The organism is Agromyces molybdatiresistens (assembly GCF_052748445.2).
Genome location: NZ_CM188258.1, coordinates 2,152,010 through 2,170,363, shown reverse-complemented (window position 1 = coordinate 2,170,363; position 18,354 = coordinate 2,152,010). Strand labels below are relative to the sequence as shown.

Genomic DNA, 18,354 nt, shown 5'->3' with positions numbered 1-18,354 from the left:
CACTCCGCGGCATCCATGACCCCCGCACTCGACCATCGCTCTGGAAGGAGCACTCCGTCATGACCACCATCTCCGCACACGGACTTCCGCGGGCCGGCGCACGTCGCGCCGCAGATCACCGCTCGCTCGCCGTCCGCCTCGCCGACGCCGAGGGCGCGCTCAAGGCGTTCCTCGAGCGCTGGAGCATCCCCGCGCTGCGGGTCGCGCTCGGCGCCGTGTTCGTCGTCTTCGGCGCCGTGAAGTTCTTCCCCGGCGTCAGTCCCCTCGAGCCGCTCGTCGAGGCGACCTGGGGCGTGCTCACGTTCGGCCTCGTCGGCGGCCAGCTGGCGATCGTCCTCACGGCCGTCATCGAGACCGTCGCGGGCGCCGCGTTGATCTCCGGCGTGTTCGCGCGCCTCGGCCTCGTCGTGCTCGCCGTCGCGTTCGTCGGCATCTTCTCGCCGATCGTGTTCTTCACCGACGAGCTGATCACCGCCGCGGGACCGACGCTCCTCGGCCAGTACGTCGCGAAGAACGTCGTGCTCGTCGCCGCCGCGCTCGTGATCGCCTCGCGCGTGCTGCGGGGCCGGGCGCACGGTCGATGAGTCGGCGCACGCCGGACCAGGGCGAAGGGGCGGGATGCCGATGCATCCCGCCCCTTCGCGTCGCGGCCGTTCAGGTCGCCCCGGCGGCATCCCGGCGCTCGGCCGGGGGCGCGTCCGACCGCGCGCCCCAGGCCGCGAGCGCCGCCGCCTCGAGCCCGAACCCGACGAGCGTGCCGTGCGGCCAGTAGCCGAGCAGCAGCGTCGCCGCGATGAACAGGGGGAGCGTGGCTCCGAGCAGCACCCGCTCCCAGGTCGCGACCGCGTTCGCACGCGGGGCGGCGAATGCGGCGACCACGGCCCAGAGCCCGATCACGGCGAGCAGGACCCCCTCGGCGCCCCAGAGGAACCGCAGCGGAGCGCCGTCGGCGTGGTTGAGGTAGCTCAGCAGCGTGACGACGGCCGCCGCGAGCACGAGACCGCCGAGCACGCGCCCGGACCAGCCGAGCGCCGCGAATGCCGGGCCGGTCGCGAACCAGATGAGCGCGAACGACGCGGATGCCGCGGCGCCGAAGACGAGGTAGAAGTCGGCCGTCCCGCTCGCCACGAGCCATCCGCGGACCGCATCGTAGGGAGGAAGCGTGTTCAGTGCGAAGAGCCACCGGGGCATGCCGTACGCGCCCGACCAGGCATGCTGCTGCGGCGCGAGCAGCACGAAGGCCCAGGCCGCGGCCAGCAGGGCCATCGCCACGGCGACGGATCGACTCGGACGCGCTCGCATGCTCGCACCGTACTGGACGGCGGTCCCCTCGACGCGAGCCGCGGCATCCGTCGCACGCTCGTGTCGCTGGTAGGATCGATCGACCGACAACCTTGAAGCCCGTCCCGTGAGGCGGAGAAGGGAGTCCGCACCGCTGTGCGCACCGTGCTCCAGCAGGCAGACCTCGAGCGGGCGCTGACCCGCATCGCCCACGAGATCCTCGAAGCCAATCGCGGCGCCGACGGTCTCGTCCTCCTCGGCATTCCCACGCGCGGCGTGGCCCTCGCCGAGCGACTCGCCCGGATCGTGTCCCGGATCGCCGGCGTGGACGTGCCCGCCGGGGCCCTCGACGTGACGATGTACCGAGACGACCTGGGCCGCAATCCCGTGCGAGCCACGCATCCCACCGAGGTGCCGGGCGACGGCATCGACGGACGGATCGTGGTGCTCGTCGACGACGTGCTCTACTCGGGCCGCACCATCCGTGCCGCCTTCGACGCGCTCGCCGATCTCGGCCGCGCCCGCGCCGTGCGCCTCGCGGTGCTCGTCGACCGCGGCCACCGCGAGTTCCCGATCCGCGCGGACTACGTGGGCAAGAACCTGCCGAGCTCCACGCGCGAGCGCATCAACGTGCGCCTCGTCGAGATCGACGGCGAGGACGCCGTCACGATCGAGGGAGGCGACCAGTGAGGCACCTGCTCAGCACCCGCGACCTCTCGCGCGACGACGCCATCGCGCTGCTCGACGTCGCCGAGGACATGGCGGCCGTGCAGGAGCGCGAGGTGAAGAAGCTGCCGACGCTCCGCGGCCGCACCGTCGTGAACCTCTTCTTCGAGGACTCCACGCGCACCCGCATCTCGTTCGAGGCCGCGGCGAAGCGGCTGTCGGCCGACGTCATCAACTTCAGCGCGAAGGGCTCGAGCGTCTCGAAGGGCGAGAGCCTGAAGGACACCGCGCAGACGCTGCAGGCGATGGGGGCCGACGGCGTCGTCATCCGTCATCCGTCCTCGGGCGCGCCGCTCACACTTGCGACGAGCGGATGGATCGACGCGGGCGTCGTGAACGCCGGCGACGGCACGCACGAGCACCCCACCCAGGCCCTCCTCGACGCCTTCACCATGCGTCGGCGCCTCCACGGGGCCGCCTCGCGGGGCCGGGACCTCGACGGGGTGCACGTCGTGATCGTCGGCGACATCCTGCACTCGCGCGTGGCGCGCTCGAACGTGTGGCTCCTCGAGACGCTCGGCGCCGAGGTCGCGCTCGTCGCCCCGCCGACGCTCGTGCCCGTCGACGTGTCGGGCTGGCCCGCGACGATCGAGTACGACCTCGATCGGGCGCTCGCCGCGACGCCCGACGTCGTGATGATGCTCCGCATCCAGGCGGAGCGCATGCACGGCGCGTTCTTCCCGAACAGCCGCGAATACGCGCGCACGTGGGGGCTGGACGACGATCGGTTCGCCCGGCTTCCCGAGACTACGATGGTCATGCATCCCGGCCCCATGAACCGCGGGCTCGAGATCGCCGCCCGCGCCGCCGACTCCGCGCAGTCGACGGTGCGCGAGCAGGTCGCGAACGGAGTATCAGTGAGAATGGCCGCCCTCTACCTGTTGCTGTCCGGCGAACGGGGGGAGACCCGATGAGCGAGTCGTTCCTGATCCGCGGCGCGGCCCTGCCCACGGGCGAGCGGGCCGACATCCTGCTCGACGGCGGGCGCATCGCCGAGGTGGGCACGGTGGCGGATGCCGCGGGCGCGACGGTCGTCGACGCCGACGGGCTCGTCGCCCTCCCCGGCCTCGTCGACCTGCACACGCACCTGCGCGAGCCCGGGTACGAGCAGAGCGAGACCGTGCTGACGGGTACTCAGGCGGCCGCCGTCGGCGGGTTCACCGCGGTCTTCGCGATGGCCAACACGTTCCCCGTGGCCGACACCGCGGGCGTCGTCGAGCAGGAGCTCTCCCTCGGCGAGGCCGCCGGCTACGCGACCGTGCAGCCGATCGGCGCCGTGACCGTCGGGCTCAAGGGCGAGCAGCTCGCCGAGCTCGGCGCGATGGCCGCGTCGCGCGCCCGCGTGCGCGTCTTCAGCGACGACGGCTTCTGCGTCTTCGACCCGCTGCTCATGCGCCGCGCGCTCGAGTACGTGAAGGCCTTCGACGGCGTGATCGCGCAGCATGCGCAGGAGCCGCGCCTCACGCAGGGCGCGCAGATGAACGAGGGCGCACTGTCCGGCGAGCTCGGACTCGCCGGCTGGCCGGCCGTCGCCGAGGAGTCGATCATCGCGCGCGACGTGCTCCTCGCCGAGCACGTCGGCTCGCGCCTGCACGTGTGCCACGTCTCCACGGCCGGGTCCGTCGAGGTGATCCGCTGGGCGAAGGCCCGGGGCATCGACGTGACCGCCGAGGTGACGCCGCACCACCTGCTGCTCACGGAGGACCTGGTCGGCAGCTACGACCCGCGCTACAAGGTCAACCCGCCGCTGCGCCGCCAGGAGGACGTCGAGGCGCTCCGCGCCGCGCTCGCGGACGGCACCGTCGACATCGTCGCCACCGACCACGCCCCGCATCCCGTCGAGGCGAAGGAATCCGAGTGGGATGCCGCCGCGAACGGCATGGTCGGCCTGGAGTCGGCGCTGTCGGTCGTGCAGCTGACGATGGTCGACACCGGGCTGATCGGCTGGGCGGACGTCGCCCGCGTGCTCTCCGCGACGCCCGCGCGGATCGGTCGCCTCGCGGGCCACGGCGAGCCCGTCGCGGCCGGTTCGGCCGCGGAGCTGACGCTCGTCGACCCTGCCGCGTCCGCGCCGTTCGGCATCGACCGGCTCGCCGGGCGCAGCGTCAACTCGCCCTACCTCGGTCGCACGCTCCCCGGCCGCGTGGTCGCGACCTTCCACCGCGGAACGCCAACGGTGCTCGACGGCGCCGTCCGTCCCGCCGACGAGGTCGCCGCGGCATCCGCCCGCCTCGCGCACGGGGGTGCGCGTGGATAGCCGCTGGATCGGCGCACTCGTCGCCGTCGCGATCGTCGGCGTCGCCGCCTGGTTGATGTGGCGATCCTGGCGACGCCGCACCGCGCGCGACGAGACCCTCGCCGCCTTCGCGCCGCCCGCCGACCCCGGCACCACGACGCTCGAGATCGAGGCGCTCTACGTCGCGACCACACCGGAGGGGGAGCCCCTCGAACGCCTCGCCGTCGAGGGCCTCGCCTTCCGCGGCTCGGCGCGCGTCGAGGTGCACCGGAAGGGCGTGCTGCTGCGCATCGCCGGCGAGCTCCCGAGCTTCATCCCGGCCGACCGCATCGCGGCCGCCGGGACCGCGACCTACGCGATCGATCGCGGGGTCGAGCCCGAGGGCCTCGTCGCCCTCACCTGGCTCGTCGACGACCGGTCGGAGCCCGAGGTTCCGACGCGGGTCGACAGCTACCTGCGGTGCCGGTACCCGGGCGACTCAGCCCGGTTCGTGGCCGCCGTGAACGACATCGCTGCGGCGCCCACCGCGCCGGAGCCGGACGCAGACGCACAAGCAGAGAGCGAGGCCTCGGATGACTGAGACCCCGACCACCGTCGACGAGCAGGCGCCCGCCGCCGCGATCGACCCCACCCGTGCCGTGCTCGTGCTCGAGGACGGCACCCGATACGAGGGCCGCGCCTACGGGGCACGCGGGCGGACGCTCGGCGAGGCGGTCTTCGCGACGGGCATGACCGGCTACCAGGAGACCCTGACCGACCCGTCGTACGCGGGGCAGATCGTGCTCATGACCGCGCCGCACATCGGCAACACGGGCATGAACGACGAGGACATGGAGTCCGCGCGCATCTGGGTCGCGGGCTTCGTCGTGCGCGACCCCTCGCGGGTCGTGTCGAACTTCCGCTCGCAGCGGAGCCTCGACGACGACCTCGCCGCCGCCGGGATCGTCGGCATCAGCGGCATCGACACGCGCGCGGTGACGCGGCACATCCGCTCGCTCGGCGCGATGCGCGCCGGCGTCTTCTCGGGCGAGGAGGCGTACCTCTCTCCCGGCGAGCAGCTCGAGCTCGTGCAGTCCGGCGAGCAGATGGCCGGCCGCAACCTGTCCGGCGAGGTCTCGACGGGCGAGCGGTACATGCTGCCCGCCACGGGCGAGCGCATCGGCTCGGTCGCCGTGCTCGACCTCGGCGTCAAGACCTCCACGCTGAACTTCCTGGCCGAGCGCGGATTCGACGTCCACGTGCTGCCCCAGACCGTGACGGCCGACGACGTGCTGGCCCTCGGCCCGGACGCGCTGTTCTTCTCGAACGGGCCCGGCGACCCGAGCGCCTCGGAGCGCCACGTCGAACTGCTCCGCGAGTCGCTCCGCGCCGGCCTGCCGTACTTCGGCATCTGCTTCGGCAACCAGTTGCTCGGCCGCGCCCTCGGCTTCGACACCTACAAGCTGCCCTTCGGCCACCGGGGCATCAACCAGCCGGTGCTCGACCGGGCCACCGGGCGCGTCGAGATCACGGCGCACAACCACGGCTTCGCCGTCGCGGCGCCCACCGACGTCATCAGCGAGTCGAGCCAGGGCTTCGGCCGCGTCGAGGTCAGTCACGTCGACCTCAACGACGACGTCGTCGAGGGCCTGAACTGCCTCGACATCCCCGCCTTCTCGGTCCAGTACCACCCCGAGTCGGCCGCCGGCCCGCACGACGCCGAGTACCTCTTCGATCGGTTCCGCGACATGGTCATCGCGAACCGCACCACCGACCACAGCCAGGAGGCCGGCGAGTAATGCCCAAGCGCGACGACATCAACTCCGTCCTCGTCATCGGGTCCGGCCCGATCGTCATCGGGCAGGCGGCCGAGTTCGACTACTCGGGCACCCAGGCCTGCCGCGTCCTCCGTGCGGAGGGCGTCCGCGTCATCCTCGTGAACCCCAATCCGGCCACGATCATGACCGACCCCGACTTCGCCGACGCGACCTACGTCGAGCCGATCACCCCCGAGGTGATCGAGTCGATCATCGTGAAGGAGAAGCCGGACGCGGTGCTCCCGACGCTCGGCGGCCAGACGGCGCTGAACGCCGCGATCGCACTGCACGACGCGGGCATCCTCGACAAGCACGGCGTCGAGCTCATCGGCGCGAAGGTCGACGCGATCCGCAAGGGCGAGGACCGCCAGCTCTTCAAGGACCTCGTGATCGAGGCCGGCGCCGACGTCGCCCGCTCGCACGTGGCGACGACGCTCGAGCAGGCGAAGGAGTTCGCCCTCGACCTCGGCTACCCGCTCGTGGTGCGCCCTTCGTTCACCATGGGCGGACTCGGGTCGGGCTTCGCCTACACCGAGGCGGACCTCGTCCGCATCGTGACGCAGGGCCTGCACGACTCGCCGACCACCGAGGTGCTCCTGGAGGAGTCGATCCTCGGCTGGAAGGAGTACGAGCTCGAGCTGATGCGCGACACGCACGACAACACGGTCGTGGTCTGCTCGATCGAGAACGTCGACCCGGTCGGCGTCCACACGGGCGACTCGATCACCGTCGCGCCGGCGCTGACGCTCACCGACCGCGAGTACCAGAAGCTGCGCGACATCGGCATCGACATCATCCGCGCCGTCGGCGTGGACACGGGCGGCTGCAACATCCAGTTCGCCGTCGACCCGGCGGACGGACGCGTCATCGTCATCGAGATGAACCCGCGCGTCTCGCGCTCGTCGGCGCTCGCATCGAAGGCCACGGGGTTCCCGATCGCCAAGATCGCCGCGAAGCTCGCGATCGGCTACCGCCTCGACGAGATCCCGAACGACATCACCAAGGTCACGCCGGCGAGCTTCGAGCCCACGCTCGACTACGTCGTCGTGAAGGTGCCGCGGTTCGCGTTCGAGAAGTTCCCCGCCGCCGACCCGACGCTGACGACCACCATGAAGTCCGTCGGCGAGGCGATGGCGATCGGCCGCAACTTCTCGACCGCCCTGCAGAAGGCGCTCCGCTCGCTCGAGAAGCGCGGGTCGAGCTTCCACTGGGAGGACGAGTCGCGCTCGGTCGACGAGCTGCTCGAGGCGGCCTCGACCCCGACCGACGGCCGCATCGTGCTCGTGCAGCAGGCGCTCCGCAAGGGCGCCACGATCGAGCAGGCGTTCGAGGCCACGAAGATCGACCCGTGGTTCCTCGACCAGATCGTGCTGATCAACGAGGTCGCCGAGCAGGTGGCCCGGGCCGAGGCGCTCGACACCGAGACGCTGCTGCTCGCGAAGGACCACGGCTTCTCCGACGCCCAGATCGGGCAGCTCCGCGGGTTCGGCGAGGCCGACGCGCGCGAGGTCCGCCACATCCTCGGCATCCGCCCGGTGTTCAAGACCGTCGACACGTGCGCGGGCGAGTTCCCGGCGCTGACGCCCTACCACTACTCGAGCTACGACCTCGAGACCGAGGTCGCGCCGAGCGACCGCCGCAAGGTCGTCATCCTCGGTTCTGGCCCGAACCGCATCGGTCAGGGCGTCGAGTTCGACTACTCGTGCGTCCACGCGTCCTTCGCGCTCTCGGCCGCCGGGTTCGAGACGATCATGATCAACTGCAACCCCGAGACGGTCTCGACCGACTACGACACGAGCGACCGGCTCTACTTCGAGCCCCTCACGCTCGAGGACGTGCTCGAGGTCATCCACGCCGAGTCGCAGTCGGGCGAGCTGGTGGGCGTCATCGTGCAGCTCGGCGGGCAGACCGCGCTGGGGCTCGCGAAGGGCCTCGAGGCGGCGGGCGTGCCGATCCTCGGCACCAGCCCCGAGGCGATCGACCTCGCCGAGGAGCGCGGGCAGTTCGCCGGCATCCTCGACGCCGCCGGGCTCCTCGCGCCGCGCAACGGCACCGCGACCGAGCTCGCGGGTGCAGTGCAGGTCGCCGAGCAGATCGGCTACCCGGTGCTCGTCCGTCCGAGCTACGTGCTCGGCGGCCGCGGCATGGAGATCGTGTACGACACCGCCTCGCTCGTCGACTACTTCGCGCGCATCGCCGACCAGGGCATCGTCGGGCCGACGCATCCGCTGCTCGTCGACCGCTTCCTCGACGACGCGATCGAGATCGACGTCGACGCGCTGTACGACGGCACCGAGCTCTACGTCGGCGGCGTGATGGAGCACATCGAGGAGGCCGGCATCCACTCCGGCGACTCGAGCTGCACCCTGCCGCCCGTCACGCTCGGGCGAGCCGAGGTCGACCGCGTGCGCGAGGCGACCCGGGCCATCGCCGAGGGCGTCGGCGTCCGCGGCCTCCTCAACGTCCAGTTCGCGATCGGCGCGGGCGTGCTCTACGTGCTCGAGGCCAACCCGCGCGCGAGCCGGACCGTGCCGTTCGTCTCGAAGGCGCTCGGCATCCCGCTCGCGAAGGCCGCGTCGCGCGTCATGGTCGGCGACTCGATCCGCGACCTCGTCGCCGAGGGCCTGCTGCCCGAGGTCGACGGGTCCCGCGTGCCGCTCGACGCCCCGGTCGCGGTCAAGGAGGCGGTCCTGCCCTTCCACCGCTTCCGCACGCGCGAGGGCATCATGGTCGACTCCGTGCTCGGCCCGGAGATGCGCTCGACGGGCGAGGTCATGGGCATCGACCGCGACTTCCCGCGTGCGTTCGCGAAGAGTCAGCTGGCCGCGTACGGCGGGATGCCGCTGTCGGGTCGCGTGTTCGTCTCGGTGTCCGACCGCGACAAGCGCGCGATCATCCTCCCGGTGCTGCGGATGCAGCAGCTCGGCTACGACCTCGTCGCGACCGAGGGCACGGCGGAGGTGCTCCGCCGCAACGGCATCGCGGCCGACGTCGTGCTGAAGTACAGCGAGAAGCAGGGCGAGGACGCGACCTCGGTGGTCGAGCTCATCCACCGCGGCGAGATCGACGTCGTCGTGAACACGCCGAGCGGTCGCTCGGCGCGCGCCGACGGCTACGAGATCCGAGCCGCGGCGGTCGCGGCCGACATCCCGCTGTTCACGACGATCGCCGAGCTCTCGGCCGCGGTGGCCTCGCTCGACGTGAACGACGGCGGCTTCGAGGTCACGAGCCTGCAGGAGTACGCGCGACGCCGCGCCGCAGGGGTGGTCGCGTGAGCACGGTCGCCTCGTTCGGCGAGCGCCTCGACGCGGTGTTCGGCACCCGCGGACGCCTGTGCGTCGGGATCGATCCCCACGCGTGGCTCCTCGACGAGTGGGGCCTGCCCGATTCGGGCGCGGGAGTCCGCGAGTTCGGCCTGAGGGTCGTGGATGCCGCGGCCGGCCGCGTCGGGATCGTGAAGCCGCAGGTCTCGTTCTTCGAGCGCCACGGGTCGGCCGGCTACGCAGCTCTCGAGCGCGTGCTCGACCTGGCCCGCGACGCTGGCCTGCTGGTGATCGCCGACGTCAAGCGCGGCGACATCGGCTCGACCGTCGAGGCGTACGGCCAGGCCTGGCTGTCGCCGGCCTCGCCGCTCCGCGCCGACGCGATGACGATCTACGCCTACCAGGGCCTCGGTTCGATCGAGGGCGTCATGCGTCAGGCCGAGGCCGCACAGGCGGGCCTGTTCGTCGTCGCGGCGACGTCGAACCCCGAGGCGGCCGCGATCCAGCAGGCCGTGCTGCAGGGCTCGAGCCGCGAGGGATCGTCGGTGGCGGGTGCCATCGTGTCGGGTGTGGACGCGTGGAACCGGAGCAGGGACGACGCCGACGTGCGACCGTTCGGCTCGATCGGCGTCGTGCTCGGCGCGACGATCGTGCCCGAGGAGTTCGGCATCGACGTCTCGAGCGACGCGCGCCCGCGGGTGCCCGTGCTCGTGCCGGGCATCGGCTTCCAGGGCGGCGAGCTCCGCGATGTGCCCGCCCGGCTCGGCGCGCTCGCACCGGGAGCGATCCTGACCGACAGCCGCGGGCTCCTCGCCGCAGGTCCCGACGGCGTCGCCGACGCGATCGCGCGCCGCGCCGACGAGGTGGGGGCGCTCGATGTCTGATCGCACCGCGTCATCCGCGCCGCCCGAGGTCGACCGCGTCGCCGCGTCGCGCGCCGCGGTCGCCGCGCGCCGCGCGCGTGCCGCCGTGAAGCACGACATCGCGGAGGGCACCCGCAGCCCGCTCGACGTGCTCCGGGCCGCGTTCGACGACCCGGAGGGCGTCGAGGGCCGGGTCCGGGTCTCGGAGTTCCTCACCTCCATCCCCGCGATCGGGCAGACGAAGTGCGCCCGCATCATGGAGGATCTGCAGATCGCGAACTCCAAGCGCCTCGGCGGGCTCGGCCGGCTGCAGCGTCGGCGCCTGCGCGAGTTCACCGCGGGCTGGATCGCCGACCACGGCGGCACGGGCGACCGGCTCGTCGTGCTCGCCGGCCCCACGGCGGTCGGCAAGGGCACGGTCGCTGGCTACATCCGCGAGCACCACCCCGACGTGAAGCTCTCGGTGTCGGCGACCACCCGCGCACCGCGGCCGGGCGAGGTCGAGGGCGAGCACTACTACTTCGTCTCCGACGAGGAGTTCGACCGCATGATCGCCGCGGGCGAGCTGCTCGAGTGGGCGACGGTGCACAACGCCCACCGGTACGGCACGCCGCGCGGACCGGTCGACGAGGCGATCGCGGGCGGCAACAGCGTGCTGCTCGAGATCGACATCCAGGGCGCGCGCTCGGTGCGCCGGGCGATGCCCGAGGCCACACTGGTGTTCCTGCTCCCTCCGACGTGGGACGAACTGGTCCGCCGGCTCGTCGGGCGGGGCACCGAGAGCCCGGCCGAGCAGCAGCGACGGCTCGAGACCGCGAAGGTCGAACTGGCGGCCGTCGAGGAGTTCGATCACCAGGTCGTCAACCACGAGGTCCGCGAGGCCGCGCAAAAGGTCGTAGACTTGATGCGGCCTCGTCGGGGTCGGCGTCAGCCTGCCTCGCGCCACGAACTTCCGCGCACGTCGAGTGCGCCACACCTGAAGGAGTCCCTCCATGGCTGAGAAGCTGTCCGGCATCATCGACCCGCCGATCGACGACCTGCTGTCGAAGGTCGACTCGAAGTACCAGCTGGTCATCTTCGCGTCCAAGCGGGCACGCCAGATCAACGACTACTACGCCGACCTCCACGAGGGCAGCCTGTTCGACAACGTCGGCCCGCTGGTCGACTCGTCGATCGACGACAAGCCCCTGTCGGTCGCGCTCCACGAGGTCAACGAGGACAAGCTGCGCCTCCGCCCGATCGGCGAGTAGCCGGCAGGCCCGGATGCCGCTGAACATCGTCGTCGGCATCACCGGCGGCATCGCGGCGTACAAGGCCGTGTCGGTGGTGCGGTCGCTGGTCCTCGCGGGCCACGACGTGCACGTGGTGCCGACGGAGTCGGCGCTGCGGTTCGTCGGGCGCCCGACGCTGGAGGCGATCTCGCGCAACCCGGTGCACGTCGACCTCTTCGAGGGGGTCGCCGAGGTGCGCCACGTGGCGATCGGCCAGGCCGCCGACCTCATCGTGATCGCACCCGCGACGGCGAACTCGATCGCGAAGCTCGCGACCGGCCTCGCCGACGACCTGCTCGGCAACACGGTGCTCGCGAGCGAGGCGCCGCTCGTGATCGCTCCGGCGATGCACACCGAGATGTGGCGGCATCCCGCGACGCAGGCGAACATCGCGACGCTGCGCGAGCGCGGCGCCACGATCGTCGGTCCCGCCGTCGGTCAGCTCACGGGCGCCGACCGCGGCCCCGGGCGGCTCGAGGAGCCCGACGTGATCGTCGCGGCGGCCCTCGACGTCGCGCGGCGGAACGGCCTCGACGCGGGCACGGGCGACGCGGAAACGGCCTCGACCGGGGCCGGCGACCTCGCCGGCCGACGCGTCGTCGTCACCGCGGGCGGCACGCGCGAGCCGCTCGACCCCGTGCGCTTCCTCGGCAACCGCTCGAGCGGCAAGCAGGGCGTCGCGATCGCCGAGGCGGCCGCGGCGCGCGGCGCCGAGGTGACGCTCGTGGCGGCGAACCTCGAGGTGGCCTCGCCGGGCGGATGCCGCGTGGTGCCGGTCTCGACCGCGCTCGAGCTGCAGGAGGCCGTCATTTCGGCCGCCTCACTCGCAGACGTGGTCGTGATGGCCGCCGCCGTCGCCGACTTCCGCCCCGCCGACGTGAGCGACGCGAAGATCAAGAAGGTCGACGGCCAGGAGACCATGTCGATCGAGCTGGTCCGAAACCCCGACATCCTCGCCGGCCTCGGCGCCGCGCCGCACGACGGCACCGTGCTCGTCGGATTCGCGGCCGAGACCGAGCCCGACCCGGAGCGACTGCTCGAGCTCGGTCGCGCCAAGCGCCGGGCCAAGGGCGCCGACCTGCTCGTCGTCAACCGCGTCGGCTGGCGCCACGGCTTCGCCGCCGACGAGAACGCCGTGAGCGTGATCGGCGCCGACGACGCGGTCGCGGCCGTGGCGTCCGGCACCAAGATGTCGGTGGCGCACGCCATCCTCGATGTCATCGCCGCGCGTCTCGCGCCCGGCTCCGAGCCCATCACGAAGGACACCCACCCCGTATGAGCGCACTGCGCCAGTTCACCTCCGAGTCCGTGACCGAGGGCCACCCCGACAAGATCTGCGACCAGGTCTCCGACGCGATCCTCGACGCGCTGCTCACGGTCGACCCGGGGGCGCGCGTCGCGGTCGAGACGCTCGTGACCACCGGTCTGGTGCACGTCGCCGGCGAGGTGTCGACGTCGGGGTACGTCGAGATCCCCGCGATCGTGCGCGAGCGCATCACCTCGATCGGGTACGACTCCTCCGACGTGTGGTTCGACGGTCGCTCCTGCGGCGTCTCCGTCTCGATCGGCGCCCAGTCGCCCGACATCGCGCAGGGCGTCGACGACGCGTTCGAGACGCGCGAGGGTGCGAGCGTCGACGCGCTCGATCGTCAGGGCGCGGGCGACCAGGGCATCATGTTCGGCTACGCCGTGCGCGAGACCCCCGAGCTCATGCCCGTGCCGATCTGGATCGCGCACCGCCTCGCCGAGCGCCTCGCCGAGGTCCGCAAGCAGGGCGAGCTCGACTACCTGCGTCCCGACGGCAAGACGCAGGTCACCATCGGCTACGAGGGTCAGTCCGCGCGAACCATCGAGACGGTCGTGCTCTCGACCCAGCACTCCCCGAAGGTGTCGACCGAGCAGCTGCGCGCCGAGGTCGAGGAGCTCGTCATCCGCCCGACGCTCGACCGGGTCGAGCTCTCGCGGCCCGACCTCAAGGTCCTCATCAACCCGACGGGCCGGTTCGAGATCGGCGGCCCGCAGGGCGACGCCGGGCTCACCGGCCGCAAGGTCATCATCGACACCTACGGCGGCGCGAGCCGGCACGGCGGCGGCGCCTTCAGCGGCAAGGACCCGTCGAAGGTCGACCGCTCGGCGGCGTACGCGATGCGCTGGGTCGCGAAGAACGCGGTCGCCGCCGGCCTCGCCGACCGCCTCGAGATCCAGGTGGCCTACGCGATCGGCGCGGCGGCCCCCGTCGGCCTGTACGTCGAGACGTTCGGCACCGGCCACCTGCCTGAGGAGCGCATCACCGAGGCGATCCGCGAGGTGTTCGACCTGCGCCCGGCCGCGATCATCCGCGACCTCGACCTCCTGCGCCCGATCTACGCGACGACGGCGACCTACGGCCACTTCGGCCGGGAGCTGCCCGACTTCACCTGGGAGCGGCTCGACCGCGTCGACGACCTGCGCGCGGCCGCCGGGCTCTGACGTGGCCGCCGGGCGCTGAGGTGACCGACCGGCCCGTCGCGCGCGTCCTCGTCGACTCGCCGCTGCCGCAGCTCGACCAGCTGTTCGACTACCGCGTCCCGTCGCGCCTGGCGGACGCGGCCGTGCGCGGCGCTCGCGTCCGCGTGCCGTTGCGTTCGGGCGGGCGGATCGCCGCCGGCTGGATCGTGGACCTCGCCGAGCGCTCGGACTACCGTGGCGAGCTCAGCGAGCTCGACGACGTCGTCTCCGACGTCCCGGCGCTCATGCCCGACGTGTGGCGTCTCGCGCGGGCGGCGGCCGATCGGGCGGCGGGCAACGCGAGCGACATCCTGCGCATCGCGATCCCCGCGCGCTACGTCCGCGCGGAGAAGGCGTGGCGGTCCGCCGAGCCGGACCCCGGCCAGCGGCCGGGGGCGCCAACGGCGATCGACGGCTACGAGCCGGGTCGTGTCGAGCGGGGCATCGGCCGGGGCGAGCGGATGGCGCTGGCCGCCGACGCACGTCCGGTGCGGCTGCCGTCCGGAACGTGGGTCGGCGGGTGGGCGATGACCGTCGCACAGGCCGCCGCGCACGCGCTCGCCCACGACCGCTCGAGCATCGTCGCCGTCCCCGACTACCGCGACCAGGAGCAGCTCGAGACCGCCCTCGCCGAGTTCGTCGACCCTCGCCGCGTGCTGCGGACCGACGCGCGCCAGACCGGCCCGGCACGGTACCGGGCGTTCCTCGACGCGACGGGGGATGCCGCGCGCATCGTGATCGGCAGCCGGTCGACGGTCTACGCGCCCGCCTCCCGGCTCGGGCTCATCGTGGTCGTCGACGACGGCGACGCGCTCCATGCCGAGCCGCTCGCCCCGGGCGTGCACAGTCGCGACGCGGCGCTCATCCGCCAGGAGCAGTCCGGCGCCGCGCTCGCGTTCGTCGCACACAGCCGGAGCGTCGAGGTGCAGCGGCTCGTCGAGGTCGGCTGGGTCCACGACGTGCCGCTGCGGCGCGGTGCCCGTCCGCGCGTCGTCCTGACCGACCAGCAGGCGGCGCCCGAGTCCGGCGGCGCCCGCATCCCGTCGGCGGCGTGGCGCGAGGCGCAGGCGGCGATCGCCGACGGCCCGGTGCTCGTGCAGGTGGCGCGACCCGGGCACACCCCGATGCTCGTATGCGACCGCTGCCGGGAGCCCGCCCGATGCGCCGCCTGCGGGGGAGCGCTCTCGGTGCCCCGCGGCGGCGGCCCGCCCGCGTGCTCCCTGTGCGGCACGGTCGCGACGTCGTGGCGCTGCGGCGTCTGCGAGGGCACGAAGCTGCGGGCGGCGGTGGTCGGCGCAACCCGCACGGCCGAGGAGCTCGGGCGTGCGTTCCCCCGATCCCGGGTGGTGGTGTCGGATGGCGAGCGTCCGATCGTGCGGGTCGGCGCGGAGCCGCAGCTCGTCGTCGCGACGCGCGGGGCCGAGCCGTTCGCCGACGGCGGGTACCGTGCCGTCCTCCTGCTCGACGGCGAACGGATGCTGCTGCGCGAGTCGCTCCGCGTCGCCGAGGACTGCCTGCGGTGGTGGTCGAACGCCGCGGCCCTGGCGGCGCCGGCGGCCCCGGTGTTCCTCGTGGGCGTCGGCGGGGCGCTCGGCACGGCGCTGGCGACCTGGCGCCAGCCGGCGTGGGCGGCGGAGGAGCTCGAGACGCGCCGCACCCTGCGCTTCCCGCCCGCGGTGCGGATGGCCTCGGTCGTGTCGTCGCGCGAACGCCTCGCCGGGGCGCTCGAGCGCGTGCGCGGCATCGACGGCGTCGACGTGCTCGGGCCGACGCCGACGGGCGAGGAGGGGCTCGAGCGCGCGATCGTCCGCTTCGGCTACGGTCTCGGGGGCGAGGTCGCCCAGGCCCTGAAGGGCGAGGCCATCCGCGCCGCGACCGAGCGCCGGCGTCCGGTCGCCGGTCGCCGACCGGGCCGACCGCCAGTGGTCCGCGTCCGGATGGACGATCCTGAGCTCCCCTGACACTGGGACAATGGGGTGTGCCACACCTCCGGATCGTCTTCGCGGGAACGCCCGCCGTCGCCGTGCCCACCCTCGAGCGGCTGGCCGCCTCCGGCCACGAGGTGGTCGGCGTCGTCACCCGCCCGCCTGCACCGCTCGGCCGGAAGCGCGTGCTCACGCCGTCGCCGGTCGCCCAGGCGGCCGAGCGGCTGGGGCTGCCCGTGATCGACGCGGCACGGCTCGACGCCGACGCGACCGAGCGCATCGCGGCACTCCGCCCCGACCTCGGCGTCGTCGTCGCCTACGGCGGGCTCGTCCGCGAGCCGCTGCTGTCGACGCCGGCCCACGGGTGGATCAACCTGCACTTCTCGGCGCTGCCCGCCTGGCGCGGGGCCGCTCCCGTGCAGCGCGCGCTCATCGCGGGCGATGCCGAGCTCGGGGCCAGCGTGTTCCGGCTCGTGCCCGAGCTCGACGCCGGTGACGTGTACGCCGCCCGAACCCGGCGGGTCCACCCGGGGGAGACCGCGGGTGCGGCGCTGGAGTCGCTCGCGGAGTCGGAGGCCGAGCTCGTCCTCGAGGTGGTCGACGCGATCGCCGGCGGCACCGCCGTCGCGACGCCGCAGGCCGGCGAGCCGACCTTCGCCCCGAAGCTCTCCATCGAGGACGGCCGGCTCGACTGGACGCGGCCCACCGCCGAGGTCGATGCCCGCCTCCGCGGGGTCACTCCCGAGCCGGGCGCGCACACCGAGATCGGCGGCATCCGGGTGAAGGTCCTCGAGGCGGTTCCGGCCACGGAGGGCGCCGATGGCTCGAGTGGCGCGATCCCGACGAGCCTCGAGCCCGGCGAGCTCAGGTTCGAGCGCAAGCGCGTGCTCGCGGGGACCGCCGACGGGGCCTTGGAGCTCCGGCGCGTGCAGCCCGCCGGCCGGAACCCGATGACCGCCGCCGACTGGTGGCGCGGCCTCGGCGTCGAGCGGGTGGAGGCGCGATGAGCGACGAGCGTCGCGGCGGCGGCCGCCCCGACCATGCCGGAAGCGGGCGGCGTGACGGCGGCGCGCGGCAGGCGCCTCGCGGGGGCCCCGGCGGCCGCTCGCGGCCCGACCGGGTCTCGCCGGCGCGTCTGGTCGCGTATGACGTCCTCGCGGCGGTCCGCGACTCCGACGCGTACGCGAACCTGCTGCTGCCGACCCGCATCGACCGGGCGAGGCTGAGCCAGGCGGATGCCGCGCTCGCGACCGAGCTGACCTACGGCACGCTGCGGCTCCTGGGCCGGTACGACGCGATCATCGGCCTCGCTGCGGCCCGCGACGTCGCGGCGATCGATCCGCCCGTGCTCGATGTCCTCCGGCTCGGCGCCCACCAGCTGCTCGCCACGCGCGTGCCCACCCACGCGGCCGTGAACGAGTCGGTGGCGCTCGCGCGTCGGGTCGCACCGCCCGCGGCGGGCTTCGTCAACGCCGTGCTGCGCACGGTCTCACGGCGCGAGCTCGACGACTGGCTCGCACTCGTCGCCGAGGAGGCCGGTCAGGGGGATGCCGCCCTGGCCGCCGTGCACTCGCATCCCGTGTGGGTGATCCGCGCGCTCCGGGGTGCGCTCGACCGCGAGGGTCGCGGCGACGAGCTCGTCGCGGCGCTCGAGGCCGACAACGCCTCGCCGCGCGTGAACCTGGCCGCCCTCCCGGGGCTCGCGGCGCACCCGGACGACCTCGGCGAGCCCGACCGGTACTCGCCCACGGGCCTCACCGCCGAGGCGCCGTTCGACCTCGTCGCGGCGAACGACGGGTTCGTGCGCGTCCAGGACGAGGGCTCGCAGCTCGCCGCGCTGGCGCTCAGCCGTGTCGCCCCGGTGCGGCCCGCCGAGCGCTGGCTCGACCTGTGCGCGGGTCCCGGCGGCAAGACGGCGCTGCTCGCCGCCGAGGCGCTCGCGGGCGGCGCCGCCCTGGTCGCCAACGAGGTCATCCCGGCGCGCGCCGAGCTCGTGCGGAAGGCCGTCGCACCGGTGCCGCTCGACGTCCCGGTCCACGTCGGCGACGGTCGCGAGCTCGACCCGGGCGCGCTCGGCGCGGAGGGCGGGTTCGACCGCATCCTGCTGGACGCGCCGTGCACCGGGCTCGGCGCACTACGACGACGTCCCGAGGCGCGCTGGCGCAAATCCCCGACGGATGTCGCCGAGCTCACCGAGCTGCAGGGCGAGCTGGCGGACGCCGCGTTCGCCGCACTCGCCCCCGGCGGCGTGCTCGCGTACGTCACCTGCTCGCCGCACACCGCGGAGACGCACGGCAGCCTCGGACGCGCGCTCGCGCGCTGGGGCGACGCCGCCGAGCCGATCGACACGGCCGCCGTCGTCCAAGCCGTGTCGCGGCATCCGCTCGACCTCGCCGGCGACGGCCGCACGGTGCAGCTGTGGCCGCACCGGCACGGCACCGACGCGATGTTCATCGCGCTCGTGCGCAAGCGCTGAACCGCTCGTCCCCGCCGATAGGGTTGCGGT

General features: G+C 73.5%; 16 protein-coding genes. 15 read left to right on the top strand and 1 reads right to left on the bottom strand.

Annotation, left to right across the window (positions count from 1 at the left end):
* The first annotated feature begins 59 nt into the window (after positions 1–59).
* A complete protein-coding gene (locus ACULK2_RS10010) occupies positions 60–584 on the top strand; it encodes a DoxX family membrane protein (protein ID WP_445967106.1) in 525 nt (174 codons plus the stop codon).
* A gap of 70 nt (positions 585–654) precedes the next feature.
* On the opposite strand, the gene ACULK2_RS10005 is transcribed toward ACULK2_RS10010, so the two are convergent.
* Positions 655–1,302 carry a hypothetical protein gene (locus ACULK2_RS10005; RefSeq protein WP_445967105.1) on the bottom strand — a complete coding sequence of 216 codons (648 nt, stop codon included), beginning with the start codon at positions 1,300–1,302 and terminating at the stop codon, positions 655–657.
* Positions 1,303–1,437: 135 nt separating this feature from the next.
* On the opposite strand from ACULK2_RS10005, the gene pyrR reads away from it, so the two are divergent.
* From pyrR to ACULK2_RS09935, 14 genes are read left to right on the top strand one after another with little or no spacing between them, the layout of a single operon-like run.
* Positions 1,438–1,971 carry a bifunctional pyr operon transcriptional regulator/uracil phosphoribosyltransferase PyrR gene (pyrR, locus tag ACULK2_RS10000; RefSeq protein WP_501044913.1) on the top strand — a complete coding sequence of 178 codons (534 nt, stop codon included), beginning with the start codon at positions 1,438–1,440 and terminating at the stop codon, positions 1,969–1,971.
* Entirely contained in the window at positions 1,968–2,921 is a 954-nt protein-coding gene (locus ACULK2_RS09995; RefSeq protein ID WP_445967104.1) for an aspartate carbamoyltransferase catalytic subunit, read from the top strand. Before pyrR ends, ACULK2_RS09995 begins: the two co-directional genes overlap by 4 nt.
* A complete protein-coding gene (locus ACULK2_RS09990) occupies positions 2,918–4,264 on the top strand; it encodes a dihydroorotase (protein WP_445967103.1) in 1,347 nt (448 codons plus the stop codon). Before ACULK2_RS09995 ends, ACULK2_RS09990 begins: the two co-directional genes overlap by 4 nt.
* Positions 4,257–4,823: a PH-like domain-containing protein gene (locus ACULK2_RS09985; RefSeq protein ID WP_445967102.1), complete on the top strand. Its 567-nt coding sequence runs from the start codon at positions 4,257–4,259 to the stop codon at positions 4,821–4,823. Before ACULK2_RS09990 ends, ACULK2_RS09985 begins: the two co-directional genes overlap by 8 nt.
* Complete coding sequence (carA, locus tag ACULK2_RS09980; protein ID WP_445967101.1) at positions 4,816–6,021, top strand: glutamine-hydrolyzing carbamoyl-phosphate synthase small subunit; 1,206 nt, start codon at positions 4,816–4,818, stop codon at positions 6,019–6,021. The genes ACULK2_RS09985 and carA overlap by 8 nt, the downstream gene beginning before the upstream one ends.
* On the top strand, positions 6,021–9,314 hold the full coding sequence (gene carB, locus ACULK2_RS09975; protein ID WP_445967100.1) for a carbamoyl-phosphate synthase large subunit: 3,294 nt from the start codon (positions 6,021–6,023) through the stop codon (positions 9,312–9,314). Before carA ends, carB begins: the two co-directional genes overlap by 1 nt.
* Entirely contained in the window at positions 9,311–10,186 is an 876-nt protein-coding gene (pyrF, locus tag ACULK2_RS09970; RefSeq protein WP_445967099.1) for an orotidine-5'-phosphate decarboxylase, read from the top strand. The genes carB and pyrF overlap by 4 nt, the downstream gene beginning before the upstream one ends.
* Positions 10,179–11,165 (top strand): guanylate kinase, encoded by a 987-nt coding sequence (gmk, locus tag ACULK2_RS09965; protein WP_445967098.1) that lies wholly within the window; start codon positions 10,179–10,181, stop codon positions 11,163–11,165. The genes pyrF and gmk overlap by 8 nt, the downstream gene beginning before the upstream one ends.
* The gene (gene rpoZ / locus ACULK2_RS09960) at positions 11,158–11,415 is read left to right on the top strand and encodes a DNA-directed RNA polymerase subunit omega (protein ID WP_092669843.1); all 258 of its coding nucleotides are present in this window, start codon (positions 11,158–11,160) and stop codon (positions 11,413–11,415) included. The genes gmk and rpoZ overlap by 8 nt, the downstream gene beginning before the upstream one ends.
* Positions 11,416–11,434: 19 nt before the next feature.
* Positions 11,435–12,715, top strand: coding sequence for a bifunctional phosphopantothenoylcysteine decarboxylase/phosphopantothenate--cysteine ligase CoaBC (gene coaBC, locus ACULK2_RS09955; protein ID WP_445967582.1), 1,281 nt, complete (start codon positions 11,435–11,437; stop codon positions 12,713–12,715).
* Positions 12,712–13,905, top strand: a complete 1,194-nt coding sequence (metK, locus tag ACULK2_RS09950) for a methionine adenosyltransferase (RefSeq protein ID WP_445967097.1) — start codon at positions 12,712–12,714, stop codon at positions 13,903–13,905. Before coaBC ends, metK begins: the two co-directional genes overlap by 4 nt.
* A 20-nt stretch (positions 13,906–13,925) precedes the next feature.
* The gene (locus ACULK2_RS09945) at positions 13,926–15,884 is read left to right on the top strand and encodes a primosomal protein N' family DNA-binding protein (RefSeq protein WP_445967096.1); all 1,959 of its coding nucleotides are present in this window, start codon (positions 13,926–13,928) and stop codon (positions 15,882–15,884) included.
* A gap of 17 nt (positions 15,885–15,901) precedes the next feature.
* Positions 15,902–16,855 carry a methionyl-tRNA formyltransferase gene (fmt, locus tag ACULK2_RS09940; RefSeq protein WP_445967095.1) on the top strand — a complete coding sequence of 318 codons (954 nt, stop codon included), beginning with the start codon at positions 15,902–15,904 and terminating at the stop codon, positions 16,853–16,855.
* Positions 16,852–18,324: an RsmB/NOP family class I SAM-dependent RNA methyltransferase gene (locus ACULK2_RS09935; RefSeq protein WP_445967094.1), complete on the top strand. Its 1,473-nt coding sequence runs from the start codon at positions 16,852–16,854 to the stop codon at positions 18,322–18,324. Before fmt ends, ACULK2_RS09935 begins: the two co-directional genes overlap by 4 nt.
* Positions 18,325–18,354: the final 30 nt, after the last annotated feature.

Coding starts and splice junctions, on each gene's coding strand:
- ACULK2_RS10010 (WP_445967106.1), top strand. CDS start 60: ATGACCACCATCTCCGCACACGGACTTCCGCGGGCCGGCGCACGTCGC.
- ACULK2_RS10005 (WP_445967105.1), bottom strand. CDS start 1,302: ATGCGAGCGCGTCCGAGTCGATCCGTCGCCGTGGCGATGGCCCTGCTG.
- ACULK2_RS09990 (WP_445967103.1), top strand. CDS start 2,918: ATGAGCGAGTCGTTCCTGATCCGCGGCGCGGCCCTGCCCACGGGCGAG.
- carA (WP_445967101.1), top strand. CDS start 4,816: ATGACTGAGACCCCGACCACCGTCGACGAGCAGGCGCCCGCCGCCGCG.
- carB (WP_445967100.1), top strand. CDS start 6,021: ATGCCCAAGCGCGACGACATCAACTCCGTCCTCGTCATCGGGTCCGGC.
- gmk (WP_445967098.1), top strand. CDS start 10,179: ATGTCTGATCGCACCGCGTCATCCGCGCCGCCCGAGGTCGACCGCGTC.
- rpoZ (WP_092669843.1), top strand. CDS start 11,158: ATGGCTGAGAAGCTGTCCGGCATCATCGACCCGCCGATCGACGACCTG.
- metK (WP_445967097.1), top strand. CDS start 12,712: ATGAGCGCACTGCGCCAGTTCACCTCCGAGTCCGTGACCGAGGGCCAC.
- ACULK2_RS09935 (WP_445967094.1), top strand. CDS start 16,852: ATGAGCGACGAGCGTCGCGGCGGCGGCCGCCCCGACCATGCCGGAAGC.